The sequence below is a fragment of the Serratia sp. G204Y genome, assembly GCF_051172435.1.
In the GTDB taxonomy this organism is placed as follows: Bacteria; Pseudomonadota; Gammaproteobacteria; order Enterobacterales; family Enterobacteriaceae; genus Serratia; species Serratia sarumanii.
Genome location: NZ_JBPIZA010000004.1, coordinates 153,165 through 170,413 on the forward strand (window position 1 = coordinate 153,165; position 17,249 = coordinate 170,413).

Annotated in this window: 14 protein-coding genes; 2 read left to right on the forward strand and 12 right to left on the reverse strand. The window is 63.4% G+C overall.

Annotated features, from left to right (window positions below; all coding sequences use genetic code 11):
* Positions 1-25: 25 nt before the first annotated feature.
* Entirely contained in the window at positions 26-1,291 is a 1,266-nt protein-coding gene (csiE, locus tag ACSBQQ_RS19035) for a stationary phase inducible protein CsiE (RefSeq protein ID WP_033648922.1), read from the forward strand.
* Here the strand turns inward: csiE and ACSBQQ_RS19040 are convergent, their stop codons facing one another.
* Both ACSBQQ_RS19040 and glyA read right to left on the reverse strand, forming a co-directional pair.
* The gene (locus tag ACSBQQ_RS19040; RefSeq protein ID WP_033648923.1) at positions 1,292-2,437 is read right to left on the reverse strand and encodes a 3-phenylpropionate MFS transporter; all 1,146 of its coding nucleotides are present in this window, start codon (positions 2,435-2,437) and stop codon (positions 1,292-1,294) included.
* Positions 2,438-2,593: 156 nt separating this feature from the next.
* A complete protein-coding gene (glyA, locus tag ACSBQQ_RS19045; RefSeq protein ID WP_004941389.1) occupies positions 2,594-3,847 on the reverse strand; it encodes a serine hydroxymethyltransferase in 1,254 nt (417 codons plus the stop codon).
* A 357-nt stretch (positions 3,848-4,204) separates the two neighbouring features.
* Between glyA and hmpA the strand changes: the two genes are divergently transcribed.
* Positions 4,205-5,395 (forward strand): NO-inducible flavohemoprotein, encoded by a 1,191-nt coding sequence (gene hmpA, locus ACSBQQ_RS19050; protein ID WP_041036350.1) that lies wholly within the window; start codon positions 4,205-4,207, stop codon positions 5,393-5,395.
* A gap of 37 nt (positions 5,396-5,432) precedes the next feature.
* Here hmpA and ACSBQQ_RS19055 read toward each other — a convergent pair whose 3' ends face one another.
* The 10 genes from ACSBQQ_RS19055 to glnB all read right to left on the reverse strand — a co-directional run bounded on the left by ACSBQQ_RS19055 (position 5,433) and on the right by glnB (position 17,248).
* Positions 5,433-6,617: a c-type cytochrome gene (locus ACSBQQ_RS19055; protein ID WP_060428980.1), complete on the reverse strand. Its 1,185-nt coding sequence runs from the start codon at positions 6,615-6,617 to the stop codon at positions 5,433-5,435.
* Positions 6,614-8,524 carry an NAD(P)/FAD-dependent oxidoreductase gene (locus ACSBQQ_RS19060; RefSeq protein ID WP_039568551.1) on the reverse strand — a complete coding sequence of 637 codons (1,911 nt, stop codon included), beginning with the start codon at positions 8,522-8,524 and terminating at the stop codon, positions 6,614-6,616. Before ACSBQQ_RS19060 ends, ACSBQQ_RS19055 begins: the two co-directional genes overlap by 4 nt.
* A gap of 85 nt (positions 8,525-8,609) precedes the next feature.
* Positions 8,610-10,034 carry an aminobutyraldehyde dehydrogenase gene (gene patD, locus ACSBQQ_RS19065; protein WP_060428982.1) on the reverse strand — a complete coding sequence of 475 codons (1,425 nt, stop codon included), beginning with the start codon at positions 10,032-10,034 and terminating at the stop codon, positions 8,610-8,612.
* A gap of 35 nt (positions 10,035-10,069) precedes the next feature.
* Positions 10,070-10,876 (reverse strand): ABC transporter permease, encoded by an 807-nt coding sequence (locus ACSBQQ_RS19070; protein ID WP_004941378.1) that lies wholly within the window; start codon positions 10,874-10,876, stop codon positions 10,070-10,072.
* On the reverse strand, positions 10,866-11,810 hold the full coding sequence (locus ACSBQQ_RS19075) for an ABC transporter permease (protein WP_025303927.1): 945 nt from the start codon (positions 11,808-11,810) through the stop codon (positions 10,866-10,868). Before ACSBQQ_RS19075 ends, ACSBQQ_RS19070 begins: the two co-directional genes overlap by 11 nt.
* A gap of 1 nt (position 11,811) precedes the next feature.
* Positions 11,812-12,840 carry an ABC transporter ATP-binding protein gene (locus ACSBQQ_RS19080; protein WP_041036357.1) on the reverse strand — a complete coding sequence of 343 codons (1,029 nt, stop codon included), beginning with the start codon at positions 12,838-12,840 and terminating at the stop codon, positions 11,812-11,814.
* 53 nt (positions 12,841-12,893) lie between these two features.
* Positions 12,894-14,048, reverse strand: coding sequence for a putative ABC transporter substrate-binding protein YdcS (ydcS, locus tag ACSBQQ_RS19085; RefSeq protein WP_033648931.1), 1,155 nt, complete (start codon positions 14,046-14,048; stop codon positions 12,894-12,896).
* Between the two features lie 73 nt (positions 14,049-14,121).
* Positions 14,122-15,585 carry a gamma-aminobutyraldehyde dehydrogenase gene (locus ACSBQQ_RS19090; RefSeq protein ID WP_049194935.1) on the reverse strand — a complete coding sequence of 488 codons (1,464 nt, stop codon included), beginning with the start codon at positions 15,583-15,585 and terminating at the stop codon, positions 14,122-14,124.
* Positions 15,586-15,700: 115 nt separating this feature from the next.
* On the reverse strand, positions 15,701-16,624 hold the full coding sequence (locus tag ACSBQQ_RS19095) for a LysR substrate-binding domain-containing protein (RefSeq protein ID WP_004941365.1): 924 nt from the start codon (positions 16,622-16,624) through the stop codon (positions 15,701-15,703).
* A 285-nt stretch (positions 16,625-16,909) separates the two neighbouring features.
* Entirely contained in the window at positions 16,910-17,248 is a 339-nt protein-coding gene (glnB, locus tag ACSBQQ_RS19100) for a nitrogen regulatory protein P-II (protein WP_004847623.1), read from the reverse strand.
* Position 17,249 lies beyond the last annotated feature (1 nt).

Below are 17,249 nucleotides of genomic sequence, written 5' to 3' on the forward strand. Positions count from 1 at the left end.
CAACCTTTTATGCCGGAAGGTGATAATGAGCCTGGACACCTCTCCCGTGCCCGAGCTCTCCGGACAACAACGGCGCTGCCATCTGCTGCTGATGCTGTACACGCCGGAGCCCGAGTTACAGCTGGAGACCCTAAGCCGAATCAACGGCGTCGCCCCCCCGATAACCCGGCAAGATATAGCCGAGGTGGCCAGTGAAATCCAGCGTTTCCATCACCTGGAGATCGCCGTCGATCCCGACCATGGCTACCAACTGCGGGGCAGCGTGCTCGACCAACGCCTGTGCCTCATCCACTGGCTGCGGCGGGCCCTGCGCTGCAGCCCGCGGTTTGTCGAAGGCGATTTCGCCCCGCGCCTGCGGCAAGCGCTGGCGACCGATGCCTCCCCGGCGTCTGCGCTGACAGAGGCGATCGACGCCTGCGAGCCGCTGCTCAGCCGCCACTTCGATGCGCGCGACCGCCAATTCCTGCAGCATTACCTGCTCTACTACGCCTGGCAAAATCGCCTGCAGCAGCATCCGCGTTTCGACGCGGTTCAACGCGACTGGCTGCGGAAAAAGCCGGAACAGCAAGCCGCCGCCTGGCTGCATCAGGCCTGCAACCGGCTGTTTAACCAGCCGCCGCAGGCAGACGAGCGCGATTTTTTGGCGCTGACGTTTACCATGTTGAAAAATCACAGCTACCACAGCAACGACTCAGCGCAAGAGCGGAGATTGATGGTGGCGATCGACAGCATGGTCGAGCGCTTCCAGCAACTTTCCGGCATGGCCTTCAGCAGCAAGGCGGAGCTGGTCAGCCAGCTGTTCGCCCATCTGGCGCCGGCGCTGGAGCGCTGCCGTTTCGCCATCGGCATCGACAATATGCTGCTGGAAGAAGTGGTGCGCAAATACCCGCGGCTGATGCGCACCACGCAGGAAGCGCTGAAACCGCTGGAGCAGGAGTACGGCGTGCATTTTTCCAACGAGGAGGCGGGTCTGGTGGCCATCAGCTTCGGCGCCTGGCTGATGCAGGACAACGCGCTGCAGGAAAAGCAGGTGCTGCTACTGACGCTGGACAACCCGCAGCTGGAAGAGGAAGTGGAATATCAGATCCGCGAGCTCACGCTATTGCCGCTGAACATCAAGTACCTGCCGCTGAGCGACTATCTGCGCGGCGGAGCGCCGCAGGGCGTCACGCTGGTGATCACCCCTTATGCGGCGGTGCACAGCGATCCGCACCCGCCGCTGATCTATACCGAACTACCGCTGGAAACCCGGCAGCGCCAGGCGATCCGTGCGCTGCTGGAAGCCCCTTAATCAGCGGCTGACGCTGACCGCCGGCGGCCGGATGAACAAGGCCGGCACCGCGACCGCCGCCATCACCCAGAATACCCCGCCCTGCCAATGTTCGAACAGGAACCCGGCAATGACCGTCATGACGGCGATGCCGCCGCCCATCGCCAGCGCCGAATACACCGCCTGCAGTTGGATCACCTCTTGCCCCTGACGCGCGGCGATAAAGCGCATCGCCGCCAAATGGCAGACGGTGAAAGTGCCGCAGTGCAGGATCTGGATCAGCAGCAGCCAGCCCAGCTCGGTGCTGTAGGCCATCAGGCTCCAGCGCAACACGCCACAGCAGGCGGAGAGCAACAGCAGGTTGCGCGCATTCCAGCGGCGGAACAGCACGTTGCTGCTGGCGAAAATAATCACCTCCGCCACCACGCCCAGCGACCACAGATAGCCGATGGTCGAGGCCGAATAGCCGGCCTCCTGCCAGTAAATGGAGCCGAAGCTGTAGTAGCCGGCGTGCGCCCCTTGCAGCAGCGTGACGCACAGCAGGAAGCGCCAGACCGGCCCTTCTTTCAGCAGCGCCCACAGCGAACGTTCGGTTCCGCTGCGCGCGCGCGCTTCGCCCTGCGGCATGACGCTCGGCTTCAACAGCATGCCCAGCAGCATCGCCAGCACGCTGAAGATCAGGCTGTAGAGAATGGCGTTATGGCCCCATACCGCTACCAGCTGCCCGGTCAGCGCCGAGCCGATGACGAACGCCAGCGAGCCCCACAGCCGCACCCGGCCGTAGTCCATACGGATCTGCTTTTGCCAGGTGGCGGCCAACGCGTCGGTCAGCGGCACCAGCGGCGAGAAGAACAGGTTGAAACCCGCTATCACCAGCATCAGCCAACCCCAGCCGTTGCCGAAACAGAAACCGACCGCAAAGGCCAGGGTCAGCAGCGCCAGCAGGCGCAGGGCGGAGACTAAATGAGAGGGATCTTTAACGCGGGGTGCAATCAGTAAGCTGCCGAGGAAGCGGGCCACCAAGCCGGCGCCGAGCAGCATGCCGATGGTTTCGGGCGCGATGCCCTCGCCTTTCAGCCACACGCCCCAGAACGGTAAGAAGATGCCATAGGAAAAGAAGTAGGTGAAATAACTGAGCGCGAGCCAACGCGTGGATTGCAGAACCATGATCCCTCCGGAGTGAGGGCAATACTTTGACAGAGCTCACACCGCCCCGCAATCTTCATTCCACTTCAATGCGTTAGAGTGCCAGACAGCTCACAGTTTGCCGCGAGCGGCCACAAAAAAACCCGCCGCAGCGGGTTTTGTCGGGCGAAAGCGGGATTACGCGTAAACCGGCAGGCGGGCGCAGATATCCAGCACTTTCTTCTTGGTGCGTTCGATGGTGGCTTCATCGTTGATGTTGTCCAGCACATCACAGATCCAACCGGCCAGTTCGCGCACGTCGGCTTCTTTGAAGCCGCGACGGGTGACGGCCGGGGTGCCGATACGCACGCCGGAGGTGACGAACGGGCTTTTCGGATCGTTCGGCACGCTGTTTTTGTTGACGGTGATGTTGGCGCGGCCCAGGGCGGCGTCCGCTTCTTTACCGGTCAGGTTTTTGTCGACCAGATCCAGCAGGAACAGGTGGTTATGGGTGCCGCCGGAGACCACTTTGTAGCCGCGCTGCAGGAACACTTCCACCATCGCCTTGGCGTTGACCGCCACTTGCTGCTGGTAAACCTTGAACTCAGGCTCCATCGCTTCTTTCAGCGCCACCGCCTTGCCGGCGATCACGTGCATCAGCGGGCCGCCCTGGCCGCCAGGGAACACGGCGGAGTTCAGCTTCTTGTACAGCTCTTCGTCGCCGCCCTTCGCCAGGATCAGGCCGCCGCGCGGGCCCGCCAGGGTTTTGTGGGTGGTGGTGGTGACGATGTGCGCGTGCGGTACCGGGTTCGGGTAGACGCCGGCGGCGATCAGGCCCGCCACGTGCGCCATGTCGACGAACAGGTAAGCGCCGATGCTGTCGGCGATTTCGCGCATTTTGGCCCAGTCAACCACGCCGGAGTAAGCGGAGAAGCCGCCGATGATCATTTTCGGCTTGTGGGTTTGCGCCTGCTTGGCCAGATCGTCATAGTCGATTTGGCCTTTGTCGTCGATGCCGTAAGGCACCACGTTATACAGTTTGCCGGACAGGTTGACCGGGGAACCGTGGGTCAGGTGGCCGCCGTGCGCCAGGTTCATGCCCAGAATGGTGTCGCCCGGCTGCAGCAGGGCGGTGTACACGGCGAAGTTAGCCTGGGAGCCGGAGTGCGGCTGCACGTTGGCGTAATCGGCGCCGAACAATTCTTTGGCGCGATCGATAGCCAGCTGCTCAACGATATCCACGTATTCGCAGCCGCCGTAGTAACGCTTGCCCGGATAGCCTTCAGCGTATTTGTTGGTCAGCTGGGAACCCTGAGCCTGCATCACGCGCGGGCTGGTGTAGTTCTCAGACGCGATCAGCTCGATGTGCTCTTCCTGACGCACCACTTCCTGCTCCATGGCACGCCACAGTTCCGCATCGTAATCGGCAATGTTCATTTCACGCTTTAACATCCGGCATCTCCTGACTTAAATCAGCTAACTAAAAAATCACCAAATAACTACCCGTTTGGGCTCTGGGCCACAGTGTAAACCGTTTCGCCCCACCGAAGATAGGTCTTGACAGAGGTTTTTACGCAAACGATTGGCATAAGGTGGCGCAAGGCTTTGATCCGCTAAACGCCGCCGTTTATCAACGGACATTTCCTCATGCGAACGATGCGCTTTTTTCATGTTCTGTGAGCGCGATCGACGCCCGAAGAACACCGCAACGAAAACAAGGGTATTTACAAGCGACGCGGAACCCAATAAGATGCATTTAAAATGCATCATTACAATTATCGTCAAGATCCCAACCCAAGGAGCGCTTCCATGCTGGATAGCCAAACCATCGCCACCGTGAAATCCACCCTTCCCCTGCTGGCTGCGACCGGGCCGAAGCTGACCGCCCACTTTTACGATCGCATGTTCGCGCACAACCCGGAATTGAAAGACATTTTCAACATGAGCAACCAGCGCAACGGCGATCAGCGTCAGGCGCTGTTCGACGCCATCTGCGCCTATGCCGCCAACATCGAGAACCTGGCGGCGCTGCTGCCGGCGGTGGAGCGCATCGCGCAGAAGCACACCAGCTTCAATATCCAGCCGGAGCAGTACAACATCGTCGGCGGTCACCTGCTGGCGACCCTGGACGAAATGTTCAGCCCGGGTCAGGAAGTCCTGGACGCCTGGGGCAAGGCCTACGGCGTGCTGGCCAACGTGTTTATCCAGCGTGAAGAACAGATTTATCAGCAGAGTGAAACCGACAACGGCGGCTGGCGCGATCTGCGCGCGTTCCGCATCCTGAAGAAACAGCCGCAGAGCGACGTGATCTGCAGTTTCGTGCTGGCACCGGTGGACGGCGGCCGGGTGGCGGACTTCAAACCGGGGCAGTATCTGGCGGTCTACATCAAGCACGACAGCCTGGAACATCAGGAAATTCGCCAGTACTCGCTGACCACCTCGCCGAACGGCGAGTTCTACCGCATCGCGGTGAAGCGCGAAGATCAGGGGAAAGTGTCCAACTACCTGCACCAGCAGGCGCAGGAAGGCGACGTGATCTACATCGCCCCGCCGCACGGCGACTTCTTCCTCGACGTGGCGCCGACCACGCCGGTGGCGCTGATCTCCGCCGGCGTCGGCCAAACCCCGATGCTCGGCATGCTCAACACCCTGCACGACAGCCAGCATCAGGCGCAGGTCCACTGGTTGCACGCGGCGGAAAACGGCGGCGTGCACGCCTTTGCCGATGAAGTGGCGGATATTGCCGGGCGCATGCCGAATCTGAGCCGCCATGTGTGGTACCGCGAGCCGGGCGCCGATGACGTGGAAGGCCGCGACTACCACAGCCGCGGATTGATGGATTTGAGCGCGCTGCAAGGCAGCCTGGCCGATCCGCAGATGCACTATTACTTCTGCGGCCCGGTGGCCTTCATGCAGTTCGTGGGCAAACAGCTGCTGGAAATGGGCGTAGAGGCCGAACGCATCCACTACGAATGCTTCGGCCCGCATAAGGTGCTGTAATGCTTGCGGAGCGCGGCCGTCAGACCGCGCTCCCTCTTCATTTCGCCTGCAGTTGGCGCGCGTCCTGCACCTGCTGCACCGTCACCGGCGCCGCCTGGTTGCCCCAGCTTCCCCGCAGATAACTCATCAGATCCGCCGCCTGCCGATCGTTCAACGCCCAGCCGTAAGCCGGCATGTCGAACGCCATCGCCTGCTGCGTGATCGGCGTATGCGCCCCCTCCAGCACCACCCGCAGCGCGGTCAGCGGATTGTCCGCCGTTACCGTGGCATTGCCCGCCAGCGCCGGAATGGCGAAGTCGGTGCCCTCCCCCTTGTTGCCGTGGCAGGTCGAGCAGTACATCGCGTAGGTCGCCTTGCCGCCCGGGTTATCCGCCTGCGCGGCAGGCGCAGCGGCTTTGGCGGCGGTTTCCGGCGCCAGGCTGCGCAGGTACACCGCGATGGCGTTCAGATCGCCGTCGCTGAGATACTGCGTGCTGTGGGTCACCACCTCGCTCATCGGCCCGGCGACCGCCGCATGGCGGCTGCGGCCGGTTTTCAGCAGCGCCGTCACCTCTTCCGGCGGCAGGCCGCGCAGATTGGAGGCGTACCAGCCGTCCAGCTCGGAGCCGCTCAGGAACACCGGCTCCTTGCCGTCCAGCCCCTTCTCCTGCATCGCCCAGCCGCGCGGCGTGTGGCAACTGCCGCAATGGCCCGCGCCCTGCACCAGGTAGGCGCCGCGGTTCCACTCGGCGCTTTGCTGCGGATCCGCCTGATACGGCCGGTCGTCGTGGAACAGCTGGTTCCACACCGCCAGCGGCCAGCGCATCGACAGCGGCCAGCTGATGTCGCTGGCGCGGTTGGCCACGTTCTGCGCCGGCACCTCATTCATCAGATAGTCATACAGCGCGCGCATGTCTTCCGCGCTCATTTTGGCGTACGAGGTGTACGGCATCGCCGGGTAGAGCCGGTGGCCGTCTTTGGCTACCCCCTGGCGCATGGCGCGATCGAACTCTTCGAACGAATAGGCGCCGATGCCGTGCAGCTTGTCCGGCGTGATGTTGGTGGCGTAGATAGCCCCGAGCGGCGTCGGGAACTTCATGCCACCCGCCAATTCGGCGCCGCCCGGCGCGGTGTGGCAGGCGGTACAGTCACCGGCTTTGGCGACGTATTCCCCGGCCGACATCGCCTGGGCCGAGCCGCCTGCCGCCAGCAGGCTCAACAGGTACAGCGAACGCAGACTCATGCTCCCTCCTTGGCGGCAACCTTGCCGTAGGCCAGTTCATTCACCGCGCGCCACGCCTGATCGATAGCCGAGTTGGCGTACGGGCTCCAGTCGGCATCGGAGTTGGCGATAACGATCTTGCCGATCGGCTGCCGCGCCGTTTCGATGATTTTCGTGGCCTCGTCTTCGTCGTCAAACAGCCCGTTGAGGAAGTAGGAGTAACCGTGCGACCAGCGGTTGACGGTGATCGCCTGAATGTCGCGCTGATGGTCGAAACCGGCCTCGCCCAGCATGCCCTGCAGCTGTTCGCGGATCATCTGCTCGTGCACCTCGAACGGCGTGCCCAGCAGCAGCGCGCGCCCTTTGCGCGACTGCTCGCGCGGGCTGAGGCCGCTGCCCGGCAGCGTCGGCACGTACACCATATGCAGGCCGATCGGCCGATCCGGATCGCGCGGGTGCTGATACCCGCCCATGCTCACCGGGTAATCCAGCTTCACGCGGCTGTACGGCGCGGCCGGCGAATAGATCTCGTGCACGCCCAGCTTGATGAACGGCTGCCAGTTGCGGATCACCACCTTGCTGTACACCAGCGGCGACTTGACGTTCTGTTTCAGCGCCTCCTGCTGCTCATGCGACATCTCCGGCACCAGGTACGGGATCATCATGTTGTAGCCGGCCATCACCACCTGCCCGGCGCGCACCTTGGTCATCTTCTCGCCGGTCATGTAGGTGACTTCCACCTTGTCGCCAACGTTGGCCGCATGCAGCCCGGTGCTGTTCAAACGCAGCTTCACCGGCGATTCCGGCCGATCGAGCTGGCCGTAGTCGAATTTGGCCAGCACCACGTCGTTCATGTCTTTGCCGGCCGGCGCCACCGCCGGGATCAGCTTGCGCACCATCAGGCGCGCCAGCGTGGCGTTGCCGTCCGGGAAGTGGAAGACGTAAGGATCGTCGAGATCCGCCTGCGACTCTTCGTCCAGCGGCGGCAGATTCATGCCGTCAAGGCCCGGCAGATCGCAGATGCGCGCATCGCTGCACGACGTGCCGTCGATGCCCACCGCCTGGAAATCGTTGGTGGTCTGCTGGAAATAACGGATCGCCAGCTCACTCAGGCCCACCTTCTCACGCAGGAACTGGGTGTAGCTGTGGGTATCGAGCCACTCGACCTTCTGCTCCAGCGTCATCTCCGGCAGATAATCCTTCTCCACCGTGTGCAGCGCGATCAGCGCCTGGCGATCGCTTTCCGGCAGCGGGAAATCGCCGATGAACGCTTCATAAGAGCGGCCGTTGAGACGATCGCGCGGAATGTCGTCCGCCACCGTGCGGCCCGGATCGCCGCTCACCACCTTGTCGACGCCGAAGTTTTTGCGATCGAAGTAAACCCCGCGGCTCAGGTTCAGATCCGGGTAGAAGGTGGTGTCAAACGCCTGCTCCAGCCGATCGATATCGACGCCGAGCTTGCGCAGCAGCCCCATCGCCACCGGGCTGAAGTTGGAGCGCGGCGACTGCAGCGATTCGCTGCCGCCGTAGCCGAGCAGCATGCCGTCGTCGGTGTTGAATTCGTTGCGCTTGGCGTGGCCGCCGAAGTCGTCATGGTTGTCGATCAGCAAAATGCGCTGCTGCTCACCTTTCAGCTGCTGCCAGAAACAGGCGGCCGCCAACCCGCTGATGCCGGCGCCGACCACCACCAGATCGAACTCTTCAACGGCGGGCACGCTGCCGAAATCAAAGGTTTTGCCGTCGCGCCCCAACTGGTGCGCATGCTCGAACGAGCCCGGATGGTTACCCCGCAGCCCGGTCAGCGCCGGCGGGTAGTACAGGGTTTGATTGGCGGTTTGCGGCGACGCGCGCAAGATTTGCAGCGGCGTCAACCCGGCGGCGATGGTGATCGCCACCCCGTTGAGAAAATCGCGTCGGGTAATACCCATATAGGCTTCCTTTCAATTTTTATTATCATCGGCCGGCCGGGGCCGGCCCGAAGGCCGCGCTATTGTGCGGATAATTATTGTAAAATCAATGTTTGAACATCACATGACGAATGGCGGTGTAATCCTCCAGCCCGTACATCGACATATCCTTGCCGTAGCCGGACAGTTTCTGGCCGCCGTGCGGCATTTCGCTCACCAGCATGAAGTGGGTGTTCACCCAGGTGCAGCCGTATTGCAGGCGGGCGCTTAAGCGATGCGCACGGCCCACGTCGCGGGTCCACACGGAAGACGCCAGCCCGTAGTTGGATTCGTTCGCCCAGGCTAGCACCTGCTCTTCGTCGTCAAACGGCGTCACCGTCACTACCGGGCCGAACACCTCGCGCTGCACGATCTCATCCTCCTGGCGCGCGCCAGCCAGCAGCGTCGGCTGGAAGTAGTAACCCGGCCCCTTCACCTTCTCGCCGCCGGTCACCACCTGCACGTGCGGCAAGGCTTTGGCTCGCTCGACAAAACCGGCGACCCGTTCCAGATGCTGGGCGGTAATCAATGGCCCCAGCTCGGTGCCCTCGTCATCCGGCGCGCCGATCTTCAGGCTGGCCACCGCCTCGCCCAGCCGCTTCACCAGCTCGGGATAAATGCTTTTCTGCGCGTAGATGCGGCAGGCGGCGGTGCAATCCTGCCCGGCGTTGTAGAAACCGAAGCCGCGAATGCCGTCCACCACCTGCTGCAGATCGGCGTCGTCGAACACCAGCACCGGCGCCTTGCCGCCCAGCTCCATATGGGTGCGCTTAATGCCGGCGGCGGTGTGGGCGATGATGTGCTCGCCGGTGGCGATCGAGCCGGTCAGCGACACCATGCGCACCTTGTCATGCCCGGTCAACCGATCGCCGACGCTTGCGCCGCGGCCGAACAGCACGTTGAGCACGCCCGGCGGGAACAGCCCGGCGGCCAGTTCGGCCAGTTTGAAAGTGGTCAGCGGCGTCTGCTCGGAAGGCTTGATCACCACGCAGTTGCCCGCCGCCAGCGCCGGCGCCAGTTTCCAGGCCGCCATCATCAGCGGGTAGTTCCACGGCGCGATCGAGGCCACCACGCCCAGCGGATCGCGGCGGATCATCGAGGTATGCCCGGCCAGATACTCGCCGGCCGCCATGCCGGTCAGGCAGCGGCTGGCTCCGGCGAAGAAGCGAAACACGTCGGCCACCGCCGGCAGTTCGTCGTTCAACACGCAGTGATAAGGCTTGCCGCAGTTGAGCGACTCCAGCCTGGCGAAGGTCTCGGCATGCTCATCGATCAGATCCGCCAGCTTGAGCAGATGCTCGGCGCGCTCTTTCGGCGTGGTTTGCCCCCAGGCGGCGAACGCGGCGTCCGCCGCCAGCACCGCGCGATCGACCTGCTCCGGGCTGGCCTCCGCCACCTGCGCGATAACTTCGCCGGTCGCCGGGTTATACACCGGCTGGGTCGCGCCCTGGCCGTTCACCAGGTGGCCGTCAATCAACAGTTGGCTTTGCATAGGGTTATCCTTTTATCAGAGGTCGGGTAAGGAAATTATTTGCCGCTGCCGGCGACGCTTTCCCCACCCTTGGTCAGGTAGTAAGCGCCGAGGATCGGCAGCATGGTCAACAGCATCACCGACAGCGCCACCACGTTGGTGATCGGCACATCGCGCGGGCGACCGAGCTGGTTCAGCAGCCACAGCGGCAGCGTGCGCTCGTGGCCGGCGGTAAAGGTGGTCACGATGATTTCATCGAACGACAGCGCAAACGCCAGCATGCCCCCGGCCAGCAGCGCCGAGCCGAGGTTCGGCAAGATCACGTAACGGAAGGTTTGCCAGCCGTCGGCGCCGAGATCCATCGACGCTTCGATCAGGCTGTACGAGGTGCGGCGGAACCGGGCGATGACGTTGTTGAACACGATCACCACGCAGAACGTCGCATGGCCGACGACGATAGTCAGGATGCCCGGCTCGATGTTCAGCGCCTTGAACGCCGCCAGCAGCGCCAGACCGGTGACGATCCCCGGCAGCGCGATCGGCAGCAGCAACAGCAGCGAAATGCTGTCCTTGCCGAAGAAATCGCGCCGATACAGCGCCGCCGCCGCCAGGGTGCCGAGCACCAGCGCGATGGCGGTCGCCAGGCAGGCGATCTGCGCCGACAGCAGCACCGCATCGAGGATGTCCTGCCGCCCGGCGGCAACGTTGAACCAGTGCAGCGTAAAGCCCTTCGGCGGGAAGCTGAAAGCGGCATCCTCGGTGTTGAAGGCGTAAATGGCGATGATCGCCAACGGGAAATGCAGGAAGACAAGTCCGCCCCAGGCGGCCAGCTTCAGCCCTAAGGGCGCGCGTTCAGAGTGCATCGAAAGCCCCCAGACGTTTGACGATGGAAAGGTAGATGGCGATCAGGACGATCGGCACCAGCGTAAAGGCCGCGGCCATCGGCATATTGCCGATCGCACCCTGCTGGGCGTACACCATGCTGCCGATGAAATAGCCCGGCGGCCCCACCAGCTGCGGCACGATAAAGTCGCCCAGCGTCAGCGAGAAGGTGAAGATCGACCCGGCGGCGATGCCCGGCACCGCCAGCGGCAAAATGACGTGGCGGAAGGTCTGCGCCGGCCGGGCGCCCAGATCCGCCGAGGCGTGCAGCAGCGAGGGCGGCAGGCGCTCCAGCGCCGCCTGGATCGGCAGGATCATGAACGGCAGCCAGATATAGACGAACACCAGAAAACGCCCCAGCCCCGAGGTCGACAGCGTGTTGCCGCCGACGCCGGGCACCGTCAGCAGCGAAGCCAACAGCGGCTCCAGCCCCAGGTGCTGCAGGAACCACTGCGCCACGCCGTCTTTCGCCAGCAGCAGGGTCCAGGCGTAGGCTTTAACGATATAGCTGGCCCACATCGGCATCATCACCGCGATGTAAAAGAACGCCTTGACCCGGCCGCTGGTGTAGCGCGCCATGTAATAGGCGATCGGGAACGCCAGCACCGCGCTGGCCAGCGACACCAGCACCGCCATGGTCAGCGTGCGCAGGATGATGTCGTAGTTGGCCGGGTTGAACAGCGCCGCCAGGTTGGCGAAGGTCAGATCCGGCGTCACCGCCATGGTGAAATCGTCAAAGGTGTAAAACCCTTGCCACAGCAGCGTCAGCAGCGAACCGAGGTACACCGCGCCGAACCACAGCAGCGGCGGCACCAGCAGCAAAAGCAGATACAGCGTCGGCCGGCGATAGAGCCAGGTCGACAGCGCGCGCACGGTGCCGCCGCGCGCCGAGGGGGAATCGATGCTCATGTCCATCTCACCTCTCCTCCAGCAGCGGCACCATCGCCGCGCGCGGCCAGCAGGCGACGATCGGCTGGCCGATCTGCCGCTGTTGCCCTTCGGCGAGCCACTGCGGATTGGCCTGGCTGACCAGCAGCTTTTCGCCGCCGTTCAGCGCGATTTCATACCGCGTGGCCGCGCCCTGGTAATGGATTTCCTGCAGCGTGCCCTGCACCTGGATCTCGTCCTGCGCCGCGCCGCCCTGCTCCAGCAGGCGGATATGCTCCGGCCGGATCGAGAAGATTCGGCTTTCGCCGAGCAGGCGCTGCGCCAGCTCGCTGCGCACCACGTTGGAGGTGCCGACAAATTCGGCGACGAACGGCGTCTTAGGCCGCATGTAAAGCTCGCGCGGCGTATCCACCTGTTCGATGCGGCCGTTATTGAACACCGCCACCCGATCGGACATCGACAGCGCTTCGCTTTGATCGTGGGTGACAAAGATAAAGGTGATGCCCAGCTGGCGCTGCAGCTTCTTCAGCTCGCCCTGCATCTGCTCGCGCAGCTTGAGATCCAGCGCGCCGAGCGGTTCGTCCAGCAGTAGCACCCGCGGCCGATTGACCAGCGCGCGCGCCAACGCCACGCGCTGCCGCTGGCCGCCCGACAGGTGCGCCGGTTTGCGTTCGGCAACGAAACCGAGCGCCACGCTCTCCAGCGCCTCTTGCGCCCGCGCCAGCCGCTCGCGTTTGGCGACGCCCTTCACCATCAGGCCGTAGGCGACGTTTTCCAGCACCGACATGTGCGGGAACAGCGCGTAATCCTGAAACACCGTATTCACGTCGCGCTGGTACGGCGGCAGGTTGGCGGCTTCCTGGCCGTGGATGCGAATCGAGCCGGAAGTGAGCTGTTCAAAGCCGGCGATCAGGCGCAGGCAGGTGGTTTTGCCCGAGCCGGACGGCCCGAGCATGGAGAAGAATTCCCCGTCCTGAATGTCGATGGATACCCGATCCACGGCGCGAACATCGCCGAAAGTCCGCGAAACATCGATGAATTGCACGGCAATGGTCATTTTCTGTGCTCCATACTGATGTAGTTCGGGCGCAGCGGGCTGCGCCCCGCGGCTTAGCGGCCGCCCATGATGGCGATGTAATCCTGGGTCCAGCGGCTGTACGGCACGAACTTGCCGCCCTGCGCCTGCGGCGTTTTCCAGAAGGCGATTTTGTCGAACTGGTTGAAGCCGTTGGTTTCGCAGCCCTTCTCACCCAGCAGCGCGCTGGCCTTGCAGCCCGCCGGCGAAGCCGGCACCGACCCGAACCAGGCCGCCACGTCGCCCTGCACCTTCGGCTCCAGCGACCAGTTCATCCACTGGTAGGCGCAGCTCGGGTGCTTGGCGTCGGCATGCAGCATGGTGGTGTCCGCCCAGCCGGTCACGCCCTCTTTCGGGAACACGGTGGCGATCGGCTGCCCCTCGCCCTTCAGGGCGTTGGCCTGATACGGCCAGGCGCTGGAGGCCACCACGCCTTCGTTTTTAAAGTCGCTCATCTGCACCGAGGTGTCGTGCCAGTAGCGGTGGATCAGCGCGTGCTGGCTGCGCAGCAGCTTCAGCGCCGCCTGATACTGCTCTTCGTTGAGCTGGTATGGATCGCTGATGCCGAGCTGCGGCTGGGTGGCTTTCAGGAACAGCGCCGCGTCGGCGATGTAGATCGGGCCGTCGTAAGCCTGCACCCGGCCCTGGTTGCTCTTGCCGTCCGGCAGGTTCTGCTGCTGGAAGATCACCGCCCAGCTGTCCGGCGGCGTCGGGAAGGTTTTGGTGTTGTACATCAGCAGGTTCGGCCCCCACTGGTACGGCGTGCCGTAGGTTTTACCGTCCACGGTGTACCAGGCGCCGTTCAGCAGGCGCGGATCGATGTTCTTCCAGTTAGGGATCAGCGCGGTGTTGATCGGCTGCACCCGCTTGCCGAAGATCAGGCGCAGCGAGGCGTCGCCGGAGGCGGTCACCAGATCGTAGCCGCCCTTGGCCATCAGGCTGACCATTTCATCAGAGGTGGCGGCGGTCTTCACGTTCACCGCACAGCCGGTTTGCTTCTCAAACTGGGTGACCCAGTCGTAGTTTTTGTCGGACTGGCCGCGTTCGATGTAGCCGGGCCAGGCGATGATATCCAGCCGGCCTTCGCCTTTGCCCAGCGTCTGCGGCAGATCGGCCGCCTGGGCCAGGCCGCACAGCACGGTAAGACAGAGCGCGGAGACGGTGGTGGTGACTGCGGTAGTTTTTCCCATCGTAATTACCCCTGTGTTGCTTATCGGTATGCGGCAGGGAACGGCTGCCGCCTGATTTTTCTTGATATAACCGTTAGAAGCCGGCTTTGAACTTCGCCATTACGTGCCTGACAACGCTGTAATCCTGCAGCGAATCGCTGGACAGATCCTTGCCGTAGCCGGAGCGTTTCAGGCCGCCGTGCGGCATCTCGCTCGCCAAGGTGAAATGGGTGTTGATCCAGGTGCTGCCGTACTGCAGATGGGCGGCGATGTGCAGCGCCCGATCGATATTTTGCGTCCACACCGACGAAGCCAGCCCGTATTCCGAGTCGTTGGCCCACGCCACCGCCTGCTCCAGGTGTTCGAAGCGCGTGACGCTGACCACCGGGCCAAACACCTCGCGCTGCACGATTTCGTCGCTTTGCAGGCAGCCCGCCAGCAGGGTCGGTTGGTAATAGAACCCCGGCCCGGAGTGGGCCGCGGCGCCGGTGATCAATTCGATATGCGGTTGGCTGAGCGCCCGCTCGACGAAGCTGGCGACGCGATCGCGCTGGCGGGCACTGATTAACGGGCCGATTTCGTTGTCCTGATCGCGCTTGCGGGCGAAACGCAGGCTGGCGACCGCCTCGCCCAGCGCGTCCACCAGCTTGGGATAGATGCCCGCCTGCGCGTAGATGCGGCAGGCGGCGGTGCAGTCCTGGCCGGCGTTGTAATAGCCGTAGGTGCGAATGCCGTTGACCACTTCGTCGAGATCGGCGTCGTCGCAGACGATCACCGGCGCCTTGCCCCCCAGTTCCAGGTGGGTGCGCTTGACGCTTTTGGCCGCCGCCTGAAGAATTTTTTGCCCGGTGACGATATCGCCGGTGACCGACACCAGCCGCACCTGCGGGTGCCCCACCAGCTGGCTGCCGACCCCTTCGCCGCCGCCGTAGACGATATTCAGCACGCCCGGCGGCAGGATCTCCTGCAGCGCCGGCACCAGCGCCAGAATAGTCAGCGGCGTATGTTCGGAGGGTTTAAACACCACGGTATTGCCCGCCGCCAACGCCGGCGCGATCTTCCACGCCGCCATCATCAACGGATAGTTCCAGGGGGCGATCGAGGCCACCACGCCGATCGGATCGCGGCGGATCATCGAGGTGTGGCCCGGCACATACTCGCCGGCCAGCTGCCCTTGCTGCGTGCGCACCGCGCCGGCGAAGAAGCGGAACACGTCGACCGCCGCCGGCAGATCGTCATTGAGCGCCTGATGCAGTGGTTTACCGCAGTTGAGGGCTTCCAGCTGCGCCAGCTGCGGCGCCTGCCGCTCGATGGCGTCGGCGATGCGCAGCAACAGAGCGGCGCGCTGGGCCGGCGTGGTGCGCGACCAGTGGCCGAACGCCTGCTGCGCGGCTTTCACCGCGCCGCCGACCTGCGCCGAAGAGGCTTCGGTCAGGGCGATCAGCGTCTCGCCGTTGGCCGGATTGACGATGCACTCCTGCTGGCCTTCGCCGTCGATAAGCTGACCGTTAATGAACTGCTGACAGGACAAACCTGAGAGAACCTGCACATCTGCCATCGCCTGACGCCCCTAAGTGACAAAAACGTTAACCAAATGTGAATAAGTTAGTTTTAATCAGCCTAAGCGAGCCTCTGGCGGGCAACAAATTCTAAATACTGAACGCCGCGTTCGATTAAATCGAATGCTTAAGCCCGGCGGCGTGTTTGCTGCCGTTCTCGCGCGCGATGGTAAGGAACGGCGTCACCAGCTCCGGCCGCGCGCTGCCACGCCGCCACGCCAACCCGATGTCCAGCGGCTCCAGCAGATCGTCCAGCTTGCGCGCCTCGATCATGTTGCCTTCCAGCGACCAGGCGCGGTACGCCATGTCCGGCTGGATGGAGACCCCCATCCCTGCCGCCACCAGGCTGCGCACCGCCTCAGTCGAGGCGGTCTTCATGGCGATCTCCGGTTTCAGCCCGGCGCGCGCCCAGATGCGCCGCGCGTGCACGTCCATTTCATCGGCGTTGAGCTGGATCAGCGGCTGTTTGGCCACGTCCGCCAGGCTGATGCTCTCGTGCTCCAGCAGCGGGTGCAGCGGCGGCAACCACAGGCGATACGGCGAGTGCATCAGCACCTCGGTCTGCAGCGCGTCGCGGTCTTCGATGTTCGACAGGATCAGCACGCCGATGTCGATCTCGCCGCTGACCAGCAGATGCTCGATATACGGGCGCTCGTCTTCAACCACCTGTACGGTGACGTTGGGATAGGCCGATTTAAAGCGCGTAAGCAGCTCCACCAGGAAGTAGCCGGCCACCAGGCTGGTGACGCCGACGGTCAGCTTGCCGGTCAGGCTTTCGGTGCCGATCTGCAGGCTGCGCTTGGCGTTGTCCACCGTCGCCAGAATCAGATACGACTGGCGCAGAAACTGGTGCCCCTGATGGGTCAGCGTCATGCCCTTGGCGTGGCGATCGAACAGCCGCACGCCGATCTCGGTTTCCAACTGCTGGATCGCCAGCGTCAGCGAAGACTGGGAGACAAACACCGCCTGGGCGCCGGCGGAGATCGACCCGGTTTCCGCCACCGCGATAAAGTGGCGGATTTGGCGTAACGTCATCATGGGGATGATTCCTCAAGCAAAAACATTGCGTTGAGTGTAGACGCCGGCCGTGAAGCGATCGGGCAAAGTATCAAAAACGCGATAGCGTTCGCTTTTTTAGAATGCTAATGGTGAAAATAACCAGAATTGTGGAGAGGTCGGGAGATGTTCACTGAGGTGTGGGGCGTAGCGAGCGCCGGCCAGATTGGGCACGGCCAGCGCGCAGGGCCCGGAGCGTACACGCAGTACGTGAGGAGACCGAGCACTGCCCAGGCTCAAGCTGGCGGTGCTCGGTAGACGATCACATTAAATCGCTTCTTCGTCCTGCTCGCCGGTACGGATGCGCACCACGCGCGCCACGTCGAAGACGAAGATTTTGCCGTCGCCGATCTTGCCGGTCTGCGCGGTCTGCATGATGGTTTCCACGCAGGTGTCGACGATGTCGTCGGCAACCACGATCTCGATCTTCACCTTGGGCAGAAAATCGACCATGTACTCGGCGCCGCGGTACAGCTCGGTGTGGCCCTTCTGGCGGCCGAAGCCTTTCACTTCGGTGACCGTCATGCCGGTGATGCCCACTTCGGCCAGCGCTTCGCGGACGTCATCCAGTTTGAACGGCTTGATAATCGCGTCGATCTTTTTCATC